This window comes from Erwinia sp. V71 (assembly GCF_965644245.1).
In the GTDB taxonomy this organism is placed as follows: Bacteria; Pseudomonadota; Gammaproteobacteria; order Enterobacterales; family Enterobacteriaceae; genus Erwinia.
Genome location: NZ_CBFFRK010000093.1, coordinates 1 through 16,780, shown reverse-complemented (window position 1 = coordinate 16,780; position 16,780 = coordinate 1). Strand labels below are relative to the sequence as shown.

The window sequence follows — 16,780 nt, the reverse complement described above, 5'->3', positions numbered from 1 at the left end:
TATCGGTAGTTAACCCTTCCTCCTACACTCTCCACAATCATGTCCGAGCGTTGCACTTATTATCTGAATTCGCGAACCAGTTAAACTAAGGTACAGGTTACACGCGTTAATCTGTTCGTTATGGTTGTCAGCTTATAAACTGCCAACGGGCGGTAACCGCCCATGGCGAATAAGTACAGCAACAAGAGACAACTAAAACATAACGTAATGGGAATTTCCCCTGGTATTAGCATGGTGTCAATTATTATCTAACCGAGGTCAGTTTTTTTAATTTTATCTTAATCAATAACTGGGAAGCTTATTTGTTTATTCACCGCTCCCTCTGGTTAAGAACAATAAGTTATCTTAAAGTGAAAAACCAGTTGGACTAAAGTATAGTTTTGCATCCTGGCTTATATAATTGCTCAGAAATTTATTGGCAGTAAAAGTGCCATACGCTCTCATTATCGTCGAACTGGCGAATAAAGTTCAAATAATTCATATGCATATAATTATTTTGCTTGCTGGTGTCATGCTCGCGATCATGAGCCAGACAACAGGAAAGGTTATCTGCCACTAATGAAACCGCAGGCTTAAATGTGAGGGGGAACCTGACGTTTTGCATCAGAAAGGCTGCACAAAAGTACAGTGCAGATTTAAACCGGCCATGAGCAGCCTCCTGGGTTTATGTCTGGCAGCCGTGTTGCCTGCGGCTGACGGACTTTATTGTGGCTGGTGTCAGCAGTCATTGTTTATCAGCCAGCGCGCAGGGTTATTTACATTCTCCCGATGCAGTCTGCGACGAATACCCGGCCGCGCGATCTGGCCGTCCCGCTTTTCATCATCTCTTTATACAAATATCTTATGCTTCCCTCGCAGGTCCGGGGCTAAAAACCAAAGGTCTGCTGTATCTTCTCGCTTTGCTGCTTCATCTCGGTGCTGATGAATTGCAGGAACAGCGTTAATGCGGCACTGCGTTGCCGCCCCGGTGGCGTCTGAATTTGCAGGGTGCGCTGTGTCAGTTGATCGACGCCAAGCGCTTTCAGCGTCAGCCCATGCTCAACCGCCTGATACATCACGGTAAACGGGCTGCACAGGGTAATGGCCTGCGGAGTATGCAGAATGAAATTGTAGTGCCCGGAAAACAGGTTGCAGGTGAGTGCCGGTTCGATAAAGGTGCCACTCATCCCGCAGGCCAGATCGAACAGCTGACGCAGTGTCGTGCCCGGTTCGGGCAGTGCCACCGGATAGTGACTCAAATCCTGCAGCCTGACCTGCTGCTGCGCCAGCGGATGGTCATTTTTCATTACCATCAGGACCGGCGCAGGAAAAGAGGCGATCACATCCACACCGCGCTCCGGGTGCAGGCTGAACTGAAATGCCACATCACAGTCCCCGGCGCGGACGGCTTCTCCCACTTCTTTGCCATTCAGCACCCGCAGACTAAAGGTGACGGCCGGATTCTGCTCACGAAAACGGGAAAACAGGAACGGCAGCAGATAAAAAGCCATCCCGTCAGTACAGGCAACACGAATTAAAGTACGGCGTATGGCGTTCAGTCCCTTAATTTGTGCGATAGCGTGTTCCATATCCTGCATGCTTTTACGCACGTGGTTTTCGAAGATTTGTCCGGCTTCGGTCAGGATCATGCCGCGAGCGTGGCGTTCAAACAGCGCGACGCCCAACTGCGCTTCCAGCCGCTGGATCTGGCGACTGATGGCGGAAACCGCGACGAACATCTGCTCACTGGCGGCGCTTAACGAGCCGGTATTTACCACGGCCAGGAAATAACGAATCTCACTGCTGTGCATCATGTCGCCTCATCAGAGTGCATGCCTTGTTTTCGGGCATGGATGCTTTGCTCTCAAGGCAAAGCTTGTTTCAAAAATTAACAATTGTGGCAAAGGGAGATTTTAGCTTAGATAAATCCTATAAGAAAACAGACAAACACAACGGACAAGTTATGACAGGTGAAGAAGCAGTTGCGCTGGCGACAGCGTATTTCGACAGCGGGGAGTTTAAGCAGGTAGTGGCGCGGCGCGTAGCGCTGGCGACAGAGAGCCAGCGTGATGACCGCGATCTGCTGCTGCAGCGTTATCTCGATGAAGAGATTGCGCCAGCACTGAGTGCATTAGGTTTTACATTACAGCAGGTTGATAACCCGCGGGCAAAAAATCGTCCTTTCCTGATCGCCACGCGTATTGAAGATGCGCAGTTGCCGACCATGCTGTGTTATGGCCATGGCGATGTGGTATTTGGTGATGACGAGAACTGGCGCGAGGGACTGACGCCGTGGACGCTGGTGGAAGAGGGCGATCACTGGTATGCCCGTGGCAGCGCCGATAATAAAGGCCAGCACAGCGTCAACATTGCCGCGCTGGAACAGGTTTACAAGGCGCGTGGCGGTAAGCTCGGCTTTAACTGTACTTTCCTGTTCGAGATGGGCGAAGAAATCAGCTCACCAGGTCTGGCGGAGATCTGCCAGCAGCAGAGCGAGCTGTTACGCGCCGATCTGTTTATTGCTTCCGACGGTCCGCGCCTGAATGCGGTGCGTCCGACGTTGTTCCTTGGCTCACGCGGCTGCATTAACTTCCGTCTGAGCATCAATGCGCGGGCGAAAGATTACCACTCTGGCAACTGGGGCGGGCTGTTAAGCAATCCGGGCACGCAGCTGGCTAACGCCATTGCCTGTCTGGTGAACGAAAAAGGCCAGCTGCAGGTCACCGCGCTGAAGCCGCCTGCCATCAGCGAAGCGGTGAAAACCATCCTCAGCGATATCGACGTAGGCGGCAACGCTAATGACCCGGATATTGACCGTGACTGGGGCGAAGCGGGACTCAGCAGCACCGAGCGCCTGTACGGCTGGAATACGCTGGAAGTGCTCTCTTTCCTCACCGGAAATCCGGCGCGTCCGATGAACGCGATCCCGGGCCACGCGACAGCCGTCTGTCAGCTGCGTTTTGTGGTGGGAACTGACTGGAAAAACCTCGGCCAGCATATTCGCCAGCATCTCGATCAGCATGGTTTTGACTATGTCGACGTTGAAGAGATCCGCGGTACGCCTGCCACACGTCTTGACCCGACCAGTCCGCTGGTGTCCTGGGCGCTGGACGTCATGGCGAAAACCAGTGGTAAGAAACCGGCGCTGCTGCCGAATCTGGGTGGTTCACTGCCAAACGAAGTGTTCTCCGATATTCTTGGCCTGCCTACTCTGTGGGTGCCGCACTCCTACCCATCCTGCGGCCAGCACGCCGTGGATGAGCATATGCTGAAATCCATCGCCCGTGAAGGATTACAGATGATGACCGCACTGTTCTGGGATCTGGGTGAACAGGGCGCGCAATTGGTCGCACAACAACAGACACATCAGGCCACGTCAGGAGTGAAAGCATGAGTGAATTAAGCCAACAGGCTCCTGCGGCCAGCGCCGTAAAGCCGAATCTGCACAAAACCTTGTTTGCCACCTGCGTCGGTAATGCGCTGGAGTGGTTTGATATCGCGGTCTATGCCTTTTTTGCCAGCTACATCGCCCGCGCCTTTTTCCCGGCGGCAGATGAATCGATGTCACTGCTGCTGGCATTGGGCAGTTTTGGTGTGTCGTTCCTGATCCGCCCACTGGGTGCGATAGTGCTGGGGAACTATGCTGACCGTGCCGGGCGTAAAAAGGCGCTGCTGGTCTCCATCAACCTGATGATGCTGGGCGGCGCGATGATCACCTTTATGCCGACCTATGCCACCATTGGTCTGGCCGCACCGGTTCTGATTATGCTGGCGCGTCTGATTCAGGGTTTTTCCGCCGGTGGTGAATTTGGCAGTTCCACCGCATTCCTGGTCGAGCATTTCCCGGAACGTAAAGCCTTTATCGCCAGCTGGCAGTTTGCCACCCAGGGCGCGAGTACGCTGATGGCAGCGGCGTTTGGCCTCGGCCTGACCTCGCTGATGAGCGAAGCGCAGATTCAGGAGTGGGGCTGGCGTATCCCGTTCGCCTTTGGTCTGATTATCGGCCCGGTGGGGCTGTACATTCGTCGTCACCTGCACGAGCCGCCGGTTTTTGCCCATGCGGAGAAAAAAAGTGCGCCACTGAAGACGCTGGCTGGCAAACAGAAAACGCTGTTGCTGTTAGCGATTGGCCTGATGGTGATTTCTACCGGCATTAACTACATGCTGAACTATGTGCCGACTTACGCCACCAAAAATCTGCATTTGCCAGGCAATGTCGCCTACGGTGCCACGCTGATGGCCGGGGTGATTCTGACCGTCGTTACGCCGATTATGGGACTGTGGGCAGAGAAAGTGGGCCGTATGCCGCTGATGTGGACGTCGTTGATCCTGCTGATTCTCACCATTTATCCCGGCTTCCTGCTGGTGGTGAATCATACTTCGCCAATGACGCTGATGCTGCTGGTCGGCTGGATGGCGCTGCTGAAGTCGGTTTACTTCTCAACAGTACCGTCACTGATGGCTGACCTGTTCCCGGTCGCCACCCGTGCCAGTGGTATGGCGATCAGCTATAACATTGCGGTGACGATCTTTGGTGGCTTTGCCCCGCTGGTGTGCAGCCTGCTGATTACGCTGACCGGCACCACGCTGGCACCAAGCTACTATCTGATGATCCTCGCATTGTTAAGCGGTGCTGCATTGCTGACGAGCAAGCGTCGCCTGTCGTAACACTTTTCTGGCGGAAACGGCAACGTTTCCGCCAGCACTTCTTAACAATATCCATAACAAAATATTGTTAGCGATACGCCCGCTCTGGGGTAGTATGGCGTAAACCCATGGGATAAATCTTACTGGCAATCAATCGATATGGTCATTGGTGCAGATAACGCGCAGAGAAAACGACTTGCCGTGCTGGAGATGCTGAAATCTGCGGATAAAAACCGCGATGAAATCCTGCAAAAATTTATCCGCCTGGCGAGTGAATTGCTGGGGATTCCGCGTAGCTTTATCTCCATTCTTGATGACGAACGGCAATATATTCGTGTTTCGCATAATTTCCCGCAGATAGAAACCTCACTGAACGACGCATTTTGCCGTCATATCCTGGCTGCCGATGAGATGGTGGTGTGTTGTGACACCCTCAATGATGACCGCTTCTGCCGCAGTCCTTTTACTCTCGGCGAACCCGGTATTCGCTTTTACGCCGGTGCGCCACTGCGTACAGCCAGCGGAACGGTTGTTGGCACCTTTTGCCTGACCGACACCCAGCCGCATGCCTTTAGCAGCGAAAATATCGAAACACTGGAGCTGCTCGCCGGTCTGGTGACGGGTTATCTGCAGGCGTGGTACAAAACCGGCTACATTGATGTCGTCACCATGCTGCCTAACCGCCAGCGTCTGCTGCGCGATATTGAACTGCTGGCCGAAAGCGATAATGACTTACCTCATCAGCTGGTGTTGATCGACTGTATCGATATGCCGCGCGCCTATGAAATGGCGCGGACGCTGGGCATGCCGGCGGTTGAGGCACTGCTGCGTGATATCGCCATGCTGCTGCGGCTGCGCTTGCGGCTGAAGCAGGAAGATGTGCTGTATACCGTGGCGACCGGCCGTTTTGCCTTACTGCTCACCGAAAATCACCCGCTGAGCGGCAGCAGTATTAGCTGCAAACTGGAAGGGATCCGCGCGCAGATTACCTATGATATTGCTGTCAGTCTGGATGTCTTCAGCGGTATGGTGCGCTTTACCCCGGTCGGCTGTGATATCTCCGAGACGCTGCGCCAGGCGGTGAGTGCGCTGCATGAAGCCATCAGCACAAAGCAGGCTTTCCTCGAATATAACGCCTCAGTTGACAGTACGCACAGTGATGATTTCCTGTTAATCAATGATATCGCCGCCGCGCTGCAGGGCGATGGTGGCCTGTATCTGGTGTATCAGCCGAAGGTGAATCTGCAAAGCGGTAAAACCGTCGGGCTGGAGGCGTTAATCCGCTGGCGTCATCCGGTACATGGCGAACTGCCGCCGGACCGTTTTATTCCGCTGGTGGAAAAAACCAGTGTGATGGCGGACTTAACCGACTGGGTGATCGACAGAGCACTGCACCAGCTGAATCTGTGGAAACAGAAGGGCATCAATATCCCGGTTTCGGTGAATGTGACGGTGAGTGATTTTTCCCGTCCGGGGTTCGCCGATATGCTGGAGGCGAAAATGCTGCGCATGGGACTGCAGCCCGATGAACTGGGGATTGAGTGCCTGGAAACGGAAAAAGTGCTGGAGAGCGAAGCGGCGCTGAATGGTCTTGATATGCTGAAACTGCGCGGTTTCCGCATTTCTCTGGATGATTTTGGCGCTGGCTATAGCAATATCAGCTATCTGCGGCGCATTCCGATGGACGTAATTAAACTGGATCGCTCGCTGATTAAACAGGTGTCGAGTGATAACGCCAGTCGCATTATCGCGCGCAGTGTTATTAAGCTGTTGAAAGACCTTGATTACATTGTGCTGGCGGAAGGGGTGGAAGGCCTCGAAACTGCGAATTCACTGCACGCCTGGGGCTGCGATGAAGCCCAGGGCTTCTACTATTCGCGCCCGTTGCCGCCAGCCCAGCTTGAAGGCTGGCTGATGTGGCAACAGCGTGATGATAGTTTGTGAAAGTCACCCCTCCTTTTTAGCTGACAATGGCCGGACGATTTTCCTTATCAGGTTACACCGCGGTGCAATCTGGTACGGCCTGAATGATTAGGGGTATAATCTCCCAAATTATTCAACGGATTCAGAAACGAAGATGACCAAACTCACCTTACAAGAGCAGATGCTGAAAGCGGGATTAGTGACCAGCAAAAAAATGGCCAAAATCCAGAGAACGGCTAAAAAATCGCGGGTTCAGAGCCGTGAAGCAAGAGAGAGTGTGGAAGAGAATAAAAAAGCACAACTTGAGCGTGATAAACAGCTAAGCGAACAACAAAAACAGGCTGCTTTATCGAAAGAATATAAAGCTCAGGTGAAACAACTGATTGAAATGAACAGGATTAGCCCTGCAAAAGGCGATATTGGTTTTAACTTCACCGATAATAATGTCATTAAAAAAATCGTTGTCGATAAGCTTACTCACACCCAGCTGATGAATGGTCGCCTTGCCATCGCGCGTCTGATTGCTGATAACAGCGGCGAAAGTGAATACGCCATTATCCCCGCGATCGTCGCCGATAAAATTGCGCAGCGTGATGCGGAAAGTATTGTCTTAAATAGCGCACTTAGTCAGGAAGAGCAGGATGAAGATGATCCGTATGCTGATTTTAAAGTGCCTGATGATTTAATGTGGTAATGACCATTTCCGGTGCCGGGTGTTACGTTAGAAAATATCTGATTAAGCATGGCGTATGCACGCTGGCGTCGTGCCGGGCACCTTCACGGCGGTATCGCGATAGCGACTTCGCTTTCAGAACGGGCTGTCACAGCGGGCGTTGATCCACGCTTCGCTGATGGGATGCATAAAATGCAACTCACTGGCGTGCAGCATCAGCCGCGGCGTCAGTTCAGTACCCGGCAGCAGACGACCGCCATACAGGTCGCAGCCCAAAATAGGGTGCCCCAGTTGCTGGCAGTGAATACGCAGCTGATGAGTGCGCCCGGTCTCCGGGGTTAGCTCTACCCGCGTCAGTGGCAGTAATGTTTTGTCCTCCAGCACATGATGCAGGCGCTCAATGACCCGATAGCGCGAGCGGGCGGGCTTGCCGTGGATTGAACAAATCGACATCAGTGGGAACAGCGCCGGGTCTTTGGCAATCGCCGCCTCTATCATCCCTTCGTTATCGTCCAGATGCCCGCAGAGCAGTGCGCTGTATCGCTTGGTCACTCTGCGCTCACTGAACTGCTGGCAGAGGGCGGCATTAATGGCCTTGTTGCGGGCAATCACCATTAATCCGGAAGTACCGAAATCAAGACGGTGGACCAGGGTGCAGCCGGGAAATATCTGTACCAGCCGGTGATGCACTGAATCGAGATTTAGTGGATTTTTCCCCGAGAGGCTGAGTAGCCCGGCAGGTTTATTGATCAGCACGAGGTGATCGTCCTGATAGACAATCGCTATCTGGTCAGGGCACGGCGGGGCAATAAAGGTATCGGAAATCGCAGACATCAGGCTGGCCGGAGGGAGAGTGGGTGCGGATGATAGCGAATTTTTAGCTGGCTGGCGAATCTTACGCTTTGCTTCTGTACCAGGGACAGAAAAAATGAAGTAAGAATGATATTATTCAGGCCAGACGGTGCAGACAGCAACCGACACAGACCTCAACCTTGGAAATGCCTTATGAACAAAGAAATACCGCTTAAATTTTATGACATCGCCGATGAGTATTCGACGGAAACGGCTACGCCGGTAAATGAAGCAGAGCGTGATTCTCTGGCGCACTATTTCCAGTTGCTGCTCACCCGCTTAATGAATAACGAAGAAATCAGCGAAGATGCTCAGAAAGAGATGGCTGGTGAGGCGGGTATTGACGGGCGTCGTATTGATGAGATAGCGACGTTTCTGAATCAATGGGGCAATGAGTAGCTTCTGCTGATTATCCGCTCAGTCCGGCTGGCGATGGATCATATCGCGCAACCGGACTGAGGTCGTTTCAGGTGAACTGCTGGATGGCGAGGTTATTTAGCCAGCAGTTCTTTGCGCACAATTGCCGCACCTGCACCTAACGCACTCAGTTTGCCCCTTGCGACCTCACGGGATAATGGTGCCATGCCACAGTTGGTCGAAGGATAGAGTTTGTCGGCATCGACAAACTGCAGCGCTTTACGCAGCGTACTGGCCACTTCTTCTGGCGTCTCAATGGTATTGGTTGCCACGTCAATGGCGCCCACCATCACTTTTTTCCCGCGAATCAGTTCAATCAGATCCATTGGCACACGAGAGTTCTGGCATTCCAGTGAGATGATATCGATATTGGATTTTTGCAGCTTAGGGAACACTTCTTCATATTGCCGCCACTCTGTCCCCAGCGTTTTTTTCCAGTCTGTATTGGCCTTGATGCCATAGCCATAGCAGATATGTACTGCGGTTTCACATTTCAGCCCTTCAATGGCTCTTTCTAAGGCCGCAATGCCCCAGTCATTCACCTCATCAAAGAACACATTAAATGCAGGCTCATCAAACTGAATAATATCGACACCCGCAGCCTCTAATTCTTTCGCTTCCTGATTAAGTATTTTGGCGAATTCCCAGGCGAGTTTTTCGCGACTTTTATAGTGGTTGTCATACAGGGTATCGATCATCGTCATAGGACCAGGCAGCGCCCATTTGATCGGCTGCGTGGTTTGCTGACGTAAGAATCTGGCATCGTTAACAAACACCGGCTTCTGGCGCGCCACTTCACCGACGACGGTCGGCACACTGGCATCATAGCGATTACGGATTTTCACGATTTCCCGTTTCTGGAAATCAACGCCGCTCAGGTGTTCAATAAACGTGGTCACAAAATGCTGACGTGTCTGCTCGCCGTCACTGACAATATTAATGCCTGCCTGCAGTTGATCCTGCAGAGACAAACGCAGCGCATCCTTTTTGCCGTCGATTAACTCTCCGTCCTGCAATTTCCACGGTGACCACAGTGTCTCTGGTTGTGCAAGCCAGGATGGCTTAGGCAAGCTGCCCGCAGTTGAAGTAGGTAATAATATTTTCATAACAGGTGACCTTTTGTTTTAGTTAATCAACGCGCGTAGCTGGCAGACCATTGCTCAAGGAGAGTCTGATAGGGTTTGATGAAGTGTTCTTCAGTAAACTTACCCTGTTCAATAGCCAGCTGGCTGCGTTCTTCGCGATCATAAACAATCTGCGTAAATGAATGATCCTGGTGGTGCAGGTTTGGCTGATAGCATTGTCCTGCGGCAGAATTCGCATTGTAGATCTCAGGACGGTAGATCTTTTGAAACGTCTCCATCGTACTGATAGTGCTGATAAGTTCAAGATTGGTGTAATCAGCCAGCAAATCACCAGGGAAATAAAATGCCAAAGGCGCAACGCAATTCTGAGGCATAAAGAAACGAACCTGTAACCCCATTTTCCCGAAATAATGATCGGTCAGGGACGCTTCGTTTTGCTGGTATTCGATACCCAATACAGGATGCTCATTTCCCGTGCGGTGATAGGTGTTTTTACTGGAGACACTGAGGCAGATAACCGGTGGCTTATTAAAGCTCTCTTTATACGCGGCAGAGTCGAGGAAGCATTTAAATAAATTGCCATGCAAATCACCGAAATTGCCCGGAATGCTGAATCTGTCCTGGTCTTTGTTGTGCTCCGGCAGCACGACGCTAAAGTCATAATCGCGCACGTAAGAGGAGAAGTTATTGCCGACAATGCCTTCAATGCGCTCGCGGGTTTTTTTATCAACGATGCTGGTTTTCAGTATTTCAATCACCGGGAAGGAGGCACTGTTGCCTGCAGCAGCAATATTCAACTCAGCAGAGATGATTTCAAGCTCGACCGCGTAACGATCCCCTTTGGCGTTATCCCAGTGCGCCAGCGAATTGAAGCGATTGTCCATCATCACCAGGGCGTTACGCAGGTTCTCCTGGCGCTTATCGCCTCTTGCCAGATTAGCAAAGTTGGTCGTGATGCGCGTATTTTCGGAAGGGTTGTAGTTTTCATCAAAGCGTGTGCTTTTAATGGTAAACGTAAATTCGTTATTCATCGTTATCGGGTATCCTAATCTCTGATATCAAACACTGAATGTATTTCTTGCTGTTTGAGGTTCGCTCAATTTTTATTCGGCTTTTCTCATTCAGTGGTGATCATGTGTCTGTCGCTGATAATGCATATTTTATGCCAGAGCCATTGGACGAGTGAAAGTGATTTAATTTCATTTCTGCATGAGTCATCTTCATGATCAGATTGGCGTTCAGGGCAGGCGGCATGGCAGACGTTCGCGGTCCACCTTTTTCACGGTGGAAATTGATGGCGACTGCCGCCGCTGCCCGCCATATCCGTGACGCATTTCACATCCTGCATCGACACTGCTGATTATTTCATGAACTGGATCGCAATCTCTCGTGCTGGTATTGGAAACCGGTTTCCGTATGGTTTTCACTCAGGATAAATCAACGACAGGGAGTATCGATTATGTACAGAATCATGCTTTGTTGTTCCGCTGGCATGTCCACGAGTTTGCTGGTGCGTAAAATGCAGGAAGAGGCCGCGCAGCGCGGACTGGCGGTGGATATCGCCGCTTACAGTGCCACCGAATTTGATGAGCACTATGGCGATTATCAGGTGGTGCTGTTAGGGCCACAAATTAAATATATGCAGGGCGCGCTGGCGGAAAAAGCCGCCAGCCGTGGTGTGCCGGTCGCGCCGATCAATATGACCGATTACGGCATGCAGCGCGGCGATAAGGTACTCGATTTCGCTATCGAACTGATTGCCCGTCAGGGAGTGACATCATGAGCTCACTTTATCAGGCGATGATCGATGTGATTGAGCGCAAAATCACCCCGATGGCTGGCGCTGTCGGCCAGCAGCGCCATGTGATTGCCATCCGCGATGGCTTTGTCGCCGCGCTGCCGTTTATGATCATCGGTTCCTTTATGCTGGTGTTTATCTTCCCGCCGTTTTCACCGGATACCACATGGGGCTTTGCCCGCGCCTGGCTCGACTTCTCGCTGGCGTATCGCGAGCAGCTGATGCTGCCTTATCATCTCAGTATGGGGGTGATGACCTTTTTTATCTCCACTGGTATTGGCGCCAGCATGGGTCGTCAGCACAAGCTGGACCCGGTAATGACCGGGCTGCTGGCGTTTATGGGCTTTTTGCTGGTCGCTGCGCCAGTAGCAGACGGTAAAATTTCCACGGAATACTTCTCCGGGCAGGGGATTTTTACCGCCATTCTGACGGCTATCTACACCAGCGAAGTCTATGCCTGGCTAAAACGGCACAACATCACCATTCGTCTGCCGAAAGAGGTGCCAACCGGCGTCGCGCGCTCGTTTGAAATTCTGATCCCGGTGATTGTGATTGTCGCCACGCTGCACCCGCTGAATCTGCTGATTGAGTCCTGGACCGGTATGATCATTCCGCAGGCGATTATGCACCTGTTGCAGCCGCTGGTGTCAGCTTCAGACTCATTACCGGCGGTACTGCTGTCGGTGCTGATTTGCCAGGTGCTGTGGTTTGCCGGTATCCATGGTGCATTGATCGTCACCGGGATTATGAATCCTTTCTGGCTGACTAACCTTGCGGCGAATCAGGCAGCGCTGGAAGCGGGCGCGCCGCTGCCGCATATCTATATCACCGGCTTCTGGGATTTCTATCTGCTGATTGGCGGTGTGGGTTCCACTCTGCCGCTGGCCTTTCTGCTGCTGCGCAGCCGCACTGCGCATCTGCGTTCTATCGGCAGGATGGGGGTGGTGCCAAGCTTCTTTAATATTAATGAACCGATTCTGTTCGGTATGCCGATCATTATGAATCCGCTGTTCTTCCTGCCGTTTATCTGTGTGCCGATGGTCAATGCCATCTTTGCCTGGACCGCCACTAAACTGGGCTGGGTGGCGCAGGTGGTGTCGATGGCGCCATGGACCACGCCTGGCCCGATAGGTGCCTCCTGGGCGGCGAACTGGGCGCTGAGCCCGGTGGTGATGTGCCTGTTCTGTATGGTGATGTCGGCACTGATGTATCTGCCGTTCCTGCGGGTGTATGAGCGCAGCCTGATGCAACAGGAAGCGGAAAAAGCGGCACAACAGGGCGCGGAAGCAACGGCGCGCAGCTAAGGAGAGAATCGATATGCAGTATCAGTTTCCTGAGACTTTCTGGTGGGGAAGCGCCAGTTCTGCGCCACAGACTGAAGGCGACAGCCTGAGTTTTGGCAAAAGCGCGACCATCTGGGATCACTGGTTTCAGCAGCAACCCGGACGTTTTCACCAGCAGGTTGGCCCGGCGCAGACTTCCGGCTTTTACCAGCACTGGCGTGATGATATCGCCTTACTGAAACAGCTGAATCATAACAGTTTTCGTACCTCGATCTCCTGGGCGCGGCTGATCCCGGACGGCACTGGCGCCGTGAATCCACAGGCGGTCAGCTTTTATAACCAGATCATCGATGAGCTGCTGGCACAGGGCATCACGCCGTTTATTAATCTTTTTCATTTTGATATGCCGTTGGTGCTGCAGGAGCAGGGCGGCTGGGAGAACCTGGAGGTGGTGGCAGCCTATGCCCGCTACGCCGATACCTGCTTCCAGCTGTTTGGCGATCGGGTGAAGCACTGGTTCACCTTTAATGAACCGATTGTGCCGGTGGAAGGTGGCTACCTGTATGATTTTCACTATCCAAATGTGGTGGATTTCCGCCGTGCGGCGACCGTGGCATACCACACCATGCTGGCGCATGCGCAGGCGGTGCAGCATTATCGCCAGCGGCAGCAGGGCGGTGAGATTGGTATCATCCTCAATCTCACACCATCGTATCCGCGCTCTGCACATCCGGCGGATGTGAAAGCGGCTAACGTTGCTGATTTGATGTTTAACCGCAGCTTCCTCGATCCGGCACTGCGTGGCAGCTACCCCGAGGAACTGGTGGCGCTATTGAAACGCCACGGGCAGTTGCCGGCGTGCCAGCCTGGTGATGCGGAACTGCTGGCGACGGGCGTGGTGGATCTGCTGGGGATCAATTATTACCAGCCGCGGCGTATCAAATGTCGCGACAGCCTGGTGAACCCGGAAAGCCCGTTTATGCCGGAATGGTTCTTCGATCATTACGAGATGCCGGGGCGTAAAATGAATCCGTATCGCGGCTGGGAAATTTATGCGCCGGGTATTTACGATATTCTGACGCGTCTGCGCGAAAGCTACGGCAATCCGCGCTGCTTTATTTCCGAAAACGGCATGGGCGTGGAGAATGAAGAACGCTTTGCGCACAATGGTCAGATTGCCGATGATTACCGTATCGATTTTGTACGGGAGCATCTGCAGTGGGTGCATCGTGGTCTTGCCGAAGGCAGCAACTGTCTGGGTTATCATATGTGGACCTTTATCGATAACTGGTCGTGGTGCAATGCCTATAAAAACCGTTACGGTTTTGTGCAGCTCGACCTGGCCAGTCAGCGGCGCAGCATCAAGAAAAGCGGGGAGTGGTTTGCCCGTACAGCCAGAGAAAACGGCTTCTCCGGTTAACATTCTGACAGAGAGTAATCATGGCGAGTATTAATGATGTATCGCGTCTGGCGCAGGTATCGAAAGCCACGGTTTCGCGGGTGCTGAGTGGCAGTCGTGGTGTGAAAGAGGAGAGCCGCGACGCGGTGCTGCGTGCGGTGGAGATACTCAATTACAGACCGAATGCGATTGCTCAGTCGCTCAGCAGCCAGACCACCCACTGTATCGGGGTGATCTGCGCCACTGAGCATATTCAGCAGGCGACGGGTTATTTACAGGCGCTGGAAAAGCAGCTCAGTCTGCACCAGAAACACCTGCTGCTGCGCTTTGCCAATAGTGGCGAAGCCGTGGCGCAGGCCTGTGCTGAACTGAGTACCGGTTTATGTGATGCACTGATGGTGGTCGGCGCGCGTTTCCCGCTGCCGCCGGAGGCGCAGCAGGCGCTGCTGATTGACTGTATCAATGCCAGTGGCGATCAGCAGCTTGGCGTGGATTATGAGTATGCCAGCCAGACTGCCAGCCAGTATCTGTTCAGTCGTCAGCGGCGTAAAATCGCGCTGCTGAATTTCAGCGCCAGCGAGGCGGCGGAGCAGGTTCTGCAGGGCTATTGCCGCGCGCTGGAAAATGCCTCGATGCCGTTTAACCGCCAGCTGATTGTGGACGAACAGCCCTCGGTCAGTGAGGCGCTGAACGGTTTACTTGAGCGCCGGATCAGCTTTGATGCGCTGCTGGTCACCGATTACTGGAAAGGACTGGAAGTCACCCAACAGCTGCAGCGCGGCCGGCGTAACGTCCCGCAGGATGTGATGGTGTTTAGTCTCGACGGTTCTGCGGCGCACGCTGGTGTGCCAGCGTTACCGACGATAACCTACCCGCTGGAAACGCTGGCGCAGCAGGCGATCAACGTGATCACCGGCAACGCCAGCGGTTTTCCGCCGTTACGCGGCCAGCTGTTTACTCCCTGTCAGGAAGGCTGAAACTGCAGATAAGCAACATGAGTCTGCAGGTACTCCTCCAGTCCGTGACGGCCATCCGCACCACCGACACCTGACTTGCGCCAGCCAGCGTGGAAATCCTGCATCGCTTCGAAGTTTCGCGGTTGATATAGGTTTCACCAAATTTCAGCTGTCGCAGGGCGGTCATCGCGGTATTGATATTACGGGTGAAGATTGATGATGTCAGGCCATACTCACTGTCATTTGCCAGTGCAATGGCTTCATCCAGCGTGCGGAAACGCGCTACTGGCAATACCGGGCCAAAAATCTCCTCATGCATAATCGCCATCTCCTGGCGCACATGGGTCAGAATGGTCGGCTGGAAGAAGAAGCCGGTGGTGCCGTGGCGTTTGCCGCCGAACAGTAGCTGTGCTCCATCCGCAATCGCGGTCGCCACTTTCTCTTCGACCCGTTGCAAAGCCGCGGCGCTAATCAGCGGCCCCATATCCAGCGCTTTCTGCTGGGCCGGATCGCCAAAGGTCACCTGTTCAAATGCTGCCACCAGGCGGGTGATAAATTCGTCGTAGATGTCATCCTGCACATAGACGCGTTCGGCACAGTTGCACACCTGTCCAGTGTTGATCACCCGCGAACTGACAATCGCTTTTACCGCGATATCCAGGTCGGCATCGTTCATCACGATGGCTGGGGCTTTGCCGCCCAGTTCCAGCGACACTTTGGTGACATTGCTGGCCGCCGCCTGCATGGTGGCAATGCCGGCATTGACGCTGCCGGTCAGGCTGACCATCCCCACTTTCGGGTTGGCCGCCAGTTCCTGGCCAACGGTGGGCCCGTAGCCATAGACAATATTCAGGACTCCGGCGGGCAGTCCGATGCTGTCGATAATTTCCGCGAAGATCGCGGCATTATTCGGCGTCAGTTCACTGGGTTTAATCACGATGGTATTACCGGTGACCAGTGCCGGTGCCGCTTTGCGGGCAATCAGAAAGAAGGGGAAGTTCCACGGCAGAATGCCGGTGGTGACGCCAATCGCTTTTTTAAACACCAGAATATTTTCGTTCGGGCGATCGCTCTGCACGATTTCGCCTTCATAACGCCGCGCCCACTCCGCCATATAGTCGAGGTAATCGGCGGTAAACAGCACTTCGGTTTGCGCCAGACCAAAGGTTTTACCGCCTTCGGCGATAATCGTGGCGGTCAGTTCGTCTGCGCGCTGGCGAATACCCGCGGCAATTTTATGCAGCCAGACGCCACGCTCGACGGCGGGCAGCGCTTCCCAGCCTGGCTGTGCGGCGGCAGCGGCGTCAATGGCGCGCCGGGCGTCGTCGGCGCTGCCTTCGGGGATCTGCGCAATCACCTGCTCGGTTGCCGGGTTAATCACCTCGATCCAGCGGTCACTCTGGTTAGCGACAAACTGGCCATTGATATACATACGTTGCTGCAGGGTTGCCATACTGAATTCTCCGTCACGGTTGCGATGTTTTTGTTAACAGAATGCGACGCTTCTGTTGCTGGACTAAAAACTGACGCAATTTGTCAGGCGGAACCTCCATCTGGCTGCCAGCAGCCAACGCTTGCTGGCAAAAATGCGAGGATTGGCGTGGCAGGAACGGCAAAATGAGAAAATTGCGCGCGACCTGGCTGAAAACTCGGTTAATCTGATATCAGTTTTTTCGGTAACTTTTGGCAATGTTAAGGAAGGTGCGATTTAATCGGTGGGGTTCAGTGGAGTCCTTAGCTGTATTAGCCTTACCTTAGCTGAGCTGTA

Annotated in this window: 13 protein-coding genes and 1 pseudogene; 9 read left to right on the top strand and 5 right to left on the bottom strand. The window is 53.3% G+C overall.

The features are described 5' to 3' along the window. Positions 1 to 866: 866 nt before the first annotated feature. Positions 867 to 1,790, bottom strand: coding sequence for a LysR family transcriptional regulator (locus tag ACSZO1_RS16690; protein ID WP_437614563.1), 924 nt, complete (start codon positions 1,788 to 1,790; stop codon positions 867 to 869). 152 nt (positions 1,791 to 1,942) lie between these two features. Between ACSZO1_RS16690 and ACSZO1_RS16685 the strand changes: the two genes are divergently transcribed. The 4 genes from ACSZO1_RS16685 (at position 1,943) to ACSZO1_RS16670 (ending at position 7,243) form a co-directional block, all read left to right on the top strand. Next, complete coding sequence (locus ACSZO1_RS16685) at positions 1,943 to 3,373, top strand: M20 family metallopeptidase (RefSeq protein WP_437614561.1); 1,431 nt, start codon at positions 1,943 to 1,945, stop codon at positions 3,371 to 3,373. Further along, a complete protein-coding gene (locus ACSZO1_RS16680) occupies positions 3,370 to 4,647 on the top strand; it encodes an MFS transporter (protein WP_437614559.1) in 1,278 nt (425 codons plus the stop codon). The genes ACSZO1_RS16685 and ACSZO1_RS16680 overlap by 4 nt, the downstream gene beginning before the upstream one ends. A 138-nt stretch (positions 4,648 to 4,785) precedes the next feature. After that, positions 4,786 to 6,570 carry an EAL domain-containing protein gene (locus tag ACSZO1_RS16675; protein ID WP_437614557.1) on the top strand — a complete coding sequence of 595 codons (1,785 nt, stop codon included), beginning with the start codon at positions 4,786 to 4,788 and terminating at the stop codon, positions 6,568 to 6,570. A gap of 133 nt (positions 6,571 to 6,703) precedes the next feature. After that, complete coding sequence (locus ACSZO1_RS16670; RefSeq protein WP_437614555.1) at positions 6,704 to 7,243, top strand: DUF2058 domain-containing protein; 540 nt, start codon at positions 6,704 to 6,706, stop codon at positions 7,241 to 7,243. Positions 7,244 to 7,357: 114 nt separating this feature from the next. On the opposite strand, the gene ACSZO1_RS16665 is transcribed toward ACSZO1_RS16670, so the two are convergent. After that, positions 7,358 to 8,056, bottom strand: a complete 699-nt coding sequence (locus tag ACSZO1_RS16665; RefSeq protein ID WP_437614553.1) for an RluA family pseudouridine synthase — start codon at positions 8,054 to 8,056, stop codon at positions 7,358 to 7,360. 171 nt (positions 8,057 to 8,227) lie between these two features. Between ACSZO1_RS16665 and ACSZO1_RS16660 the strand changes: the two genes are divergently transcribed. Next, a complete protein-coding gene (locus ACSZO1_RS16660) occupies positions 8,228 to 8,473 on the top strand; it encodes a YmjA family protein (protein WP_437614551.1) in 246 nt (81 codons plus the stop codon). A 92-nt stretch (positions 8,474 to 8,565) separates the two neighbouring features. Here ACSZO1_RS16660 and ACSZO1_RS16655 read toward each other — a convergent pair whose 3' ends face one another. Both ACSZO1_RS16655 and ACSZO1_RS16650 read right to left on the bottom strand, forming a co-directional pair. Beyond that, entirely contained in the window at positions 8,566 to 9,597 is a 1,032-nt protein-coding gene (locus ACSZO1_RS16655) for a methionine synthase (protein ID WP_437614549.1), read from the bottom strand. A gap of 26 nt (positions 9,598 to 9,623) precedes the next feature. Continuing rightward, positions 9,624 to 10,607, bottom strand: coding sequence for a DUF1852 domain-containing protein (locus ACSZO1_RS16650; protein WP_437614547.1), 984 nt, complete (start codon positions 10,605 to 10,607; stop codon positions 9,624 to 9,626). Positions 10,608 to 11,035: 428 nt separating this feature from the next. On the opposite strand from ACSZO1_RS16650, the gene ACSZO1_RS16645 reads away from it, so the two are divergent. The 4 genes from ACSZO1_RS16645 to ACSZO1_RS16630 are packed head-to-tail and all read left to right on the top strand — an operon-like array spanning position 11,036 to position 15,033. Next, positions 11,036 to 11,359: a PTS sugar transporter subunit IIB gene (locus ACSZO1_RS16645; protein ID WP_437614545.1), complete on the top strand. Its 324-nt coding sequence runs from the start codon at positions 11,036 to 11,038 to the stop codon at positions 11,357 to 11,359. Then, on the top strand, positions 11,356 to 12,678 hold the full coding sequence (locus ACSZO1_RS16640; RefSeq protein WP_437614543.1) for a PTS sugar transporter subunit IIC: 1,323 nt from the start codon (positions 11,356 to 11,358) through the stop codon (positions 12,676 to 12,678). The genes ACSZO1_RS16645 and ACSZO1_RS16640 overlap by 4 nt, the downstream gene beginning before the upstream one ends. 13 nt (positions 12,679 to 12,691) lie before the next feature. Continuing rightward, positions 12,692 to 14,077: a glycoside hydrolase family 1 protein gene (locus tag ACSZO1_RS16635; protein ID WP_437614541.1), complete on the top strand. Its 1,386-nt coding sequence runs from the start codon at positions 12,692 to 12,694 to the stop codon at positions 14,075 to 14,077. Positions 14,078 to 14,097: 20 nt separating this feature from the next. Next, positions 14,098 to 15,033, top strand: coding sequence for a LacI family DNA-binding transcriptional regulator (locus ACSZO1_RS16630; protein WP_437614539.1), 936 nt, complete (start codon positions 14,098 to 14,100; stop codon positions 15,031 to 15,033). Here the strand turns inward: ACSZO1_RS16630 and aldA are convergent. Beyond that, positions 15,021 to 16,465 (bottom strand): annotated as a pseudogene (gene aldA, locus ACSZO1_RS16625) (aldehyde dehydrogenase). The gene ACSZO1_RS16630 and the pseudogene aldA overlap by 13 nt on opposite strands. Positions 16,466 to 16,780 lie beyond the last annotated feature (315 nt).

Excerpts from the sequence above, each read along its gene's own strand:
- ACSZO1_RS16690 (WP_437614563.1), bottom strand. The coding sequence starts at position 1,790 with ATGCACAGCAGTGAGATTCGTTATTTCCTGGCCGTGGTAAATACCGGC.
- ACSZO1_RS16685 (WP_437614561.1), top strand. The coding sequence starts at position 1,943 with ATGACAGGTGAAGAAGCAGTTGCGCTGGCGACAGCGTATTTCGACAGC.
- ACSZO1_RS16680 (WP_437614559.1), top strand. The coding sequence starts at position 3,370 with ATGAGTGAATTAAGCCAACAGGCTCCTGCGGCCAGCGCCGTAAAGCCG.
- ACSZO1_RS16675 (WP_437614557.1), top strand. The coding sequence starts at position 4,786 with ATGGTCATTGGTGCAGATAACGCGCAGAGAAAACGACTTGCCGTGCTG.
- ACSZO1_RS16670 (WP_437614555.1), top strand. The coding sequence starts at position 6,704 with ATGACCAAACTCACCTTACAAGAGCAGATGCTGAAAGCGGGATTAGTG.
- ACSZO1_RS16665 (WP_437614553.1), bottom strand. The coding sequence starts at position 8,056 with ATGTCTGCGATTTCCGATACCTTTATTGCCCCGCCGTGCCCTGACCAG.
- ACSZO1_RS16660 (WP_437614551.1), top strand. The coding sequence starts at position 8,228 with ATGAACAAAGAAATACCGCTTAAATTTTATGACATCGCCGATGAGTAT.
- ACSZO1_RS16655 (WP_437614549.1), bottom strand. The coding sequence starts at position 9,597 with ATGAAAATATTATTACCTACTTCAACTGCGGGCAGCTTGCCTAAGCCA.
- ACSZO1_RS16650 (WP_437614547.1), bottom strand. The coding sequence starts at position 10,607 with ATGAATAACGAATTTACGTTTACCATTAAAAGCACACGCTTTGATGAA.
- ACSZO1_RS16645 (WP_437614545.1), top strand. The coding sequence starts at position 11,036 with ATGTACAGAATCATGCTTTGTTGTTCCGCTGGCATGTCCACGAGTTTG.
- ACSZO1_RS16640 (WP_437614543.1), top strand. The coding sequence starts at position 11,356 with ATGAGCTCACTTTATCAGGCGATGATCGATGTGATTGAGCGCAAAATC.
- ACSZO1_RS16635 (WP_437614541.1), top strand. The coding sequence starts at position 12,692 with ATGCAGTATCAGTTTCCTGAGACTTTCTGGTGGGGAAGCGCCAGTTCT.
- ACSZO1_RS16630 (WP_437614539.1), top strand. The coding sequence starts at position 14,098 with ATGGCGAGTATTAATGATGTATCGCGTCTGGCGCAGGTATCGAAAGCC.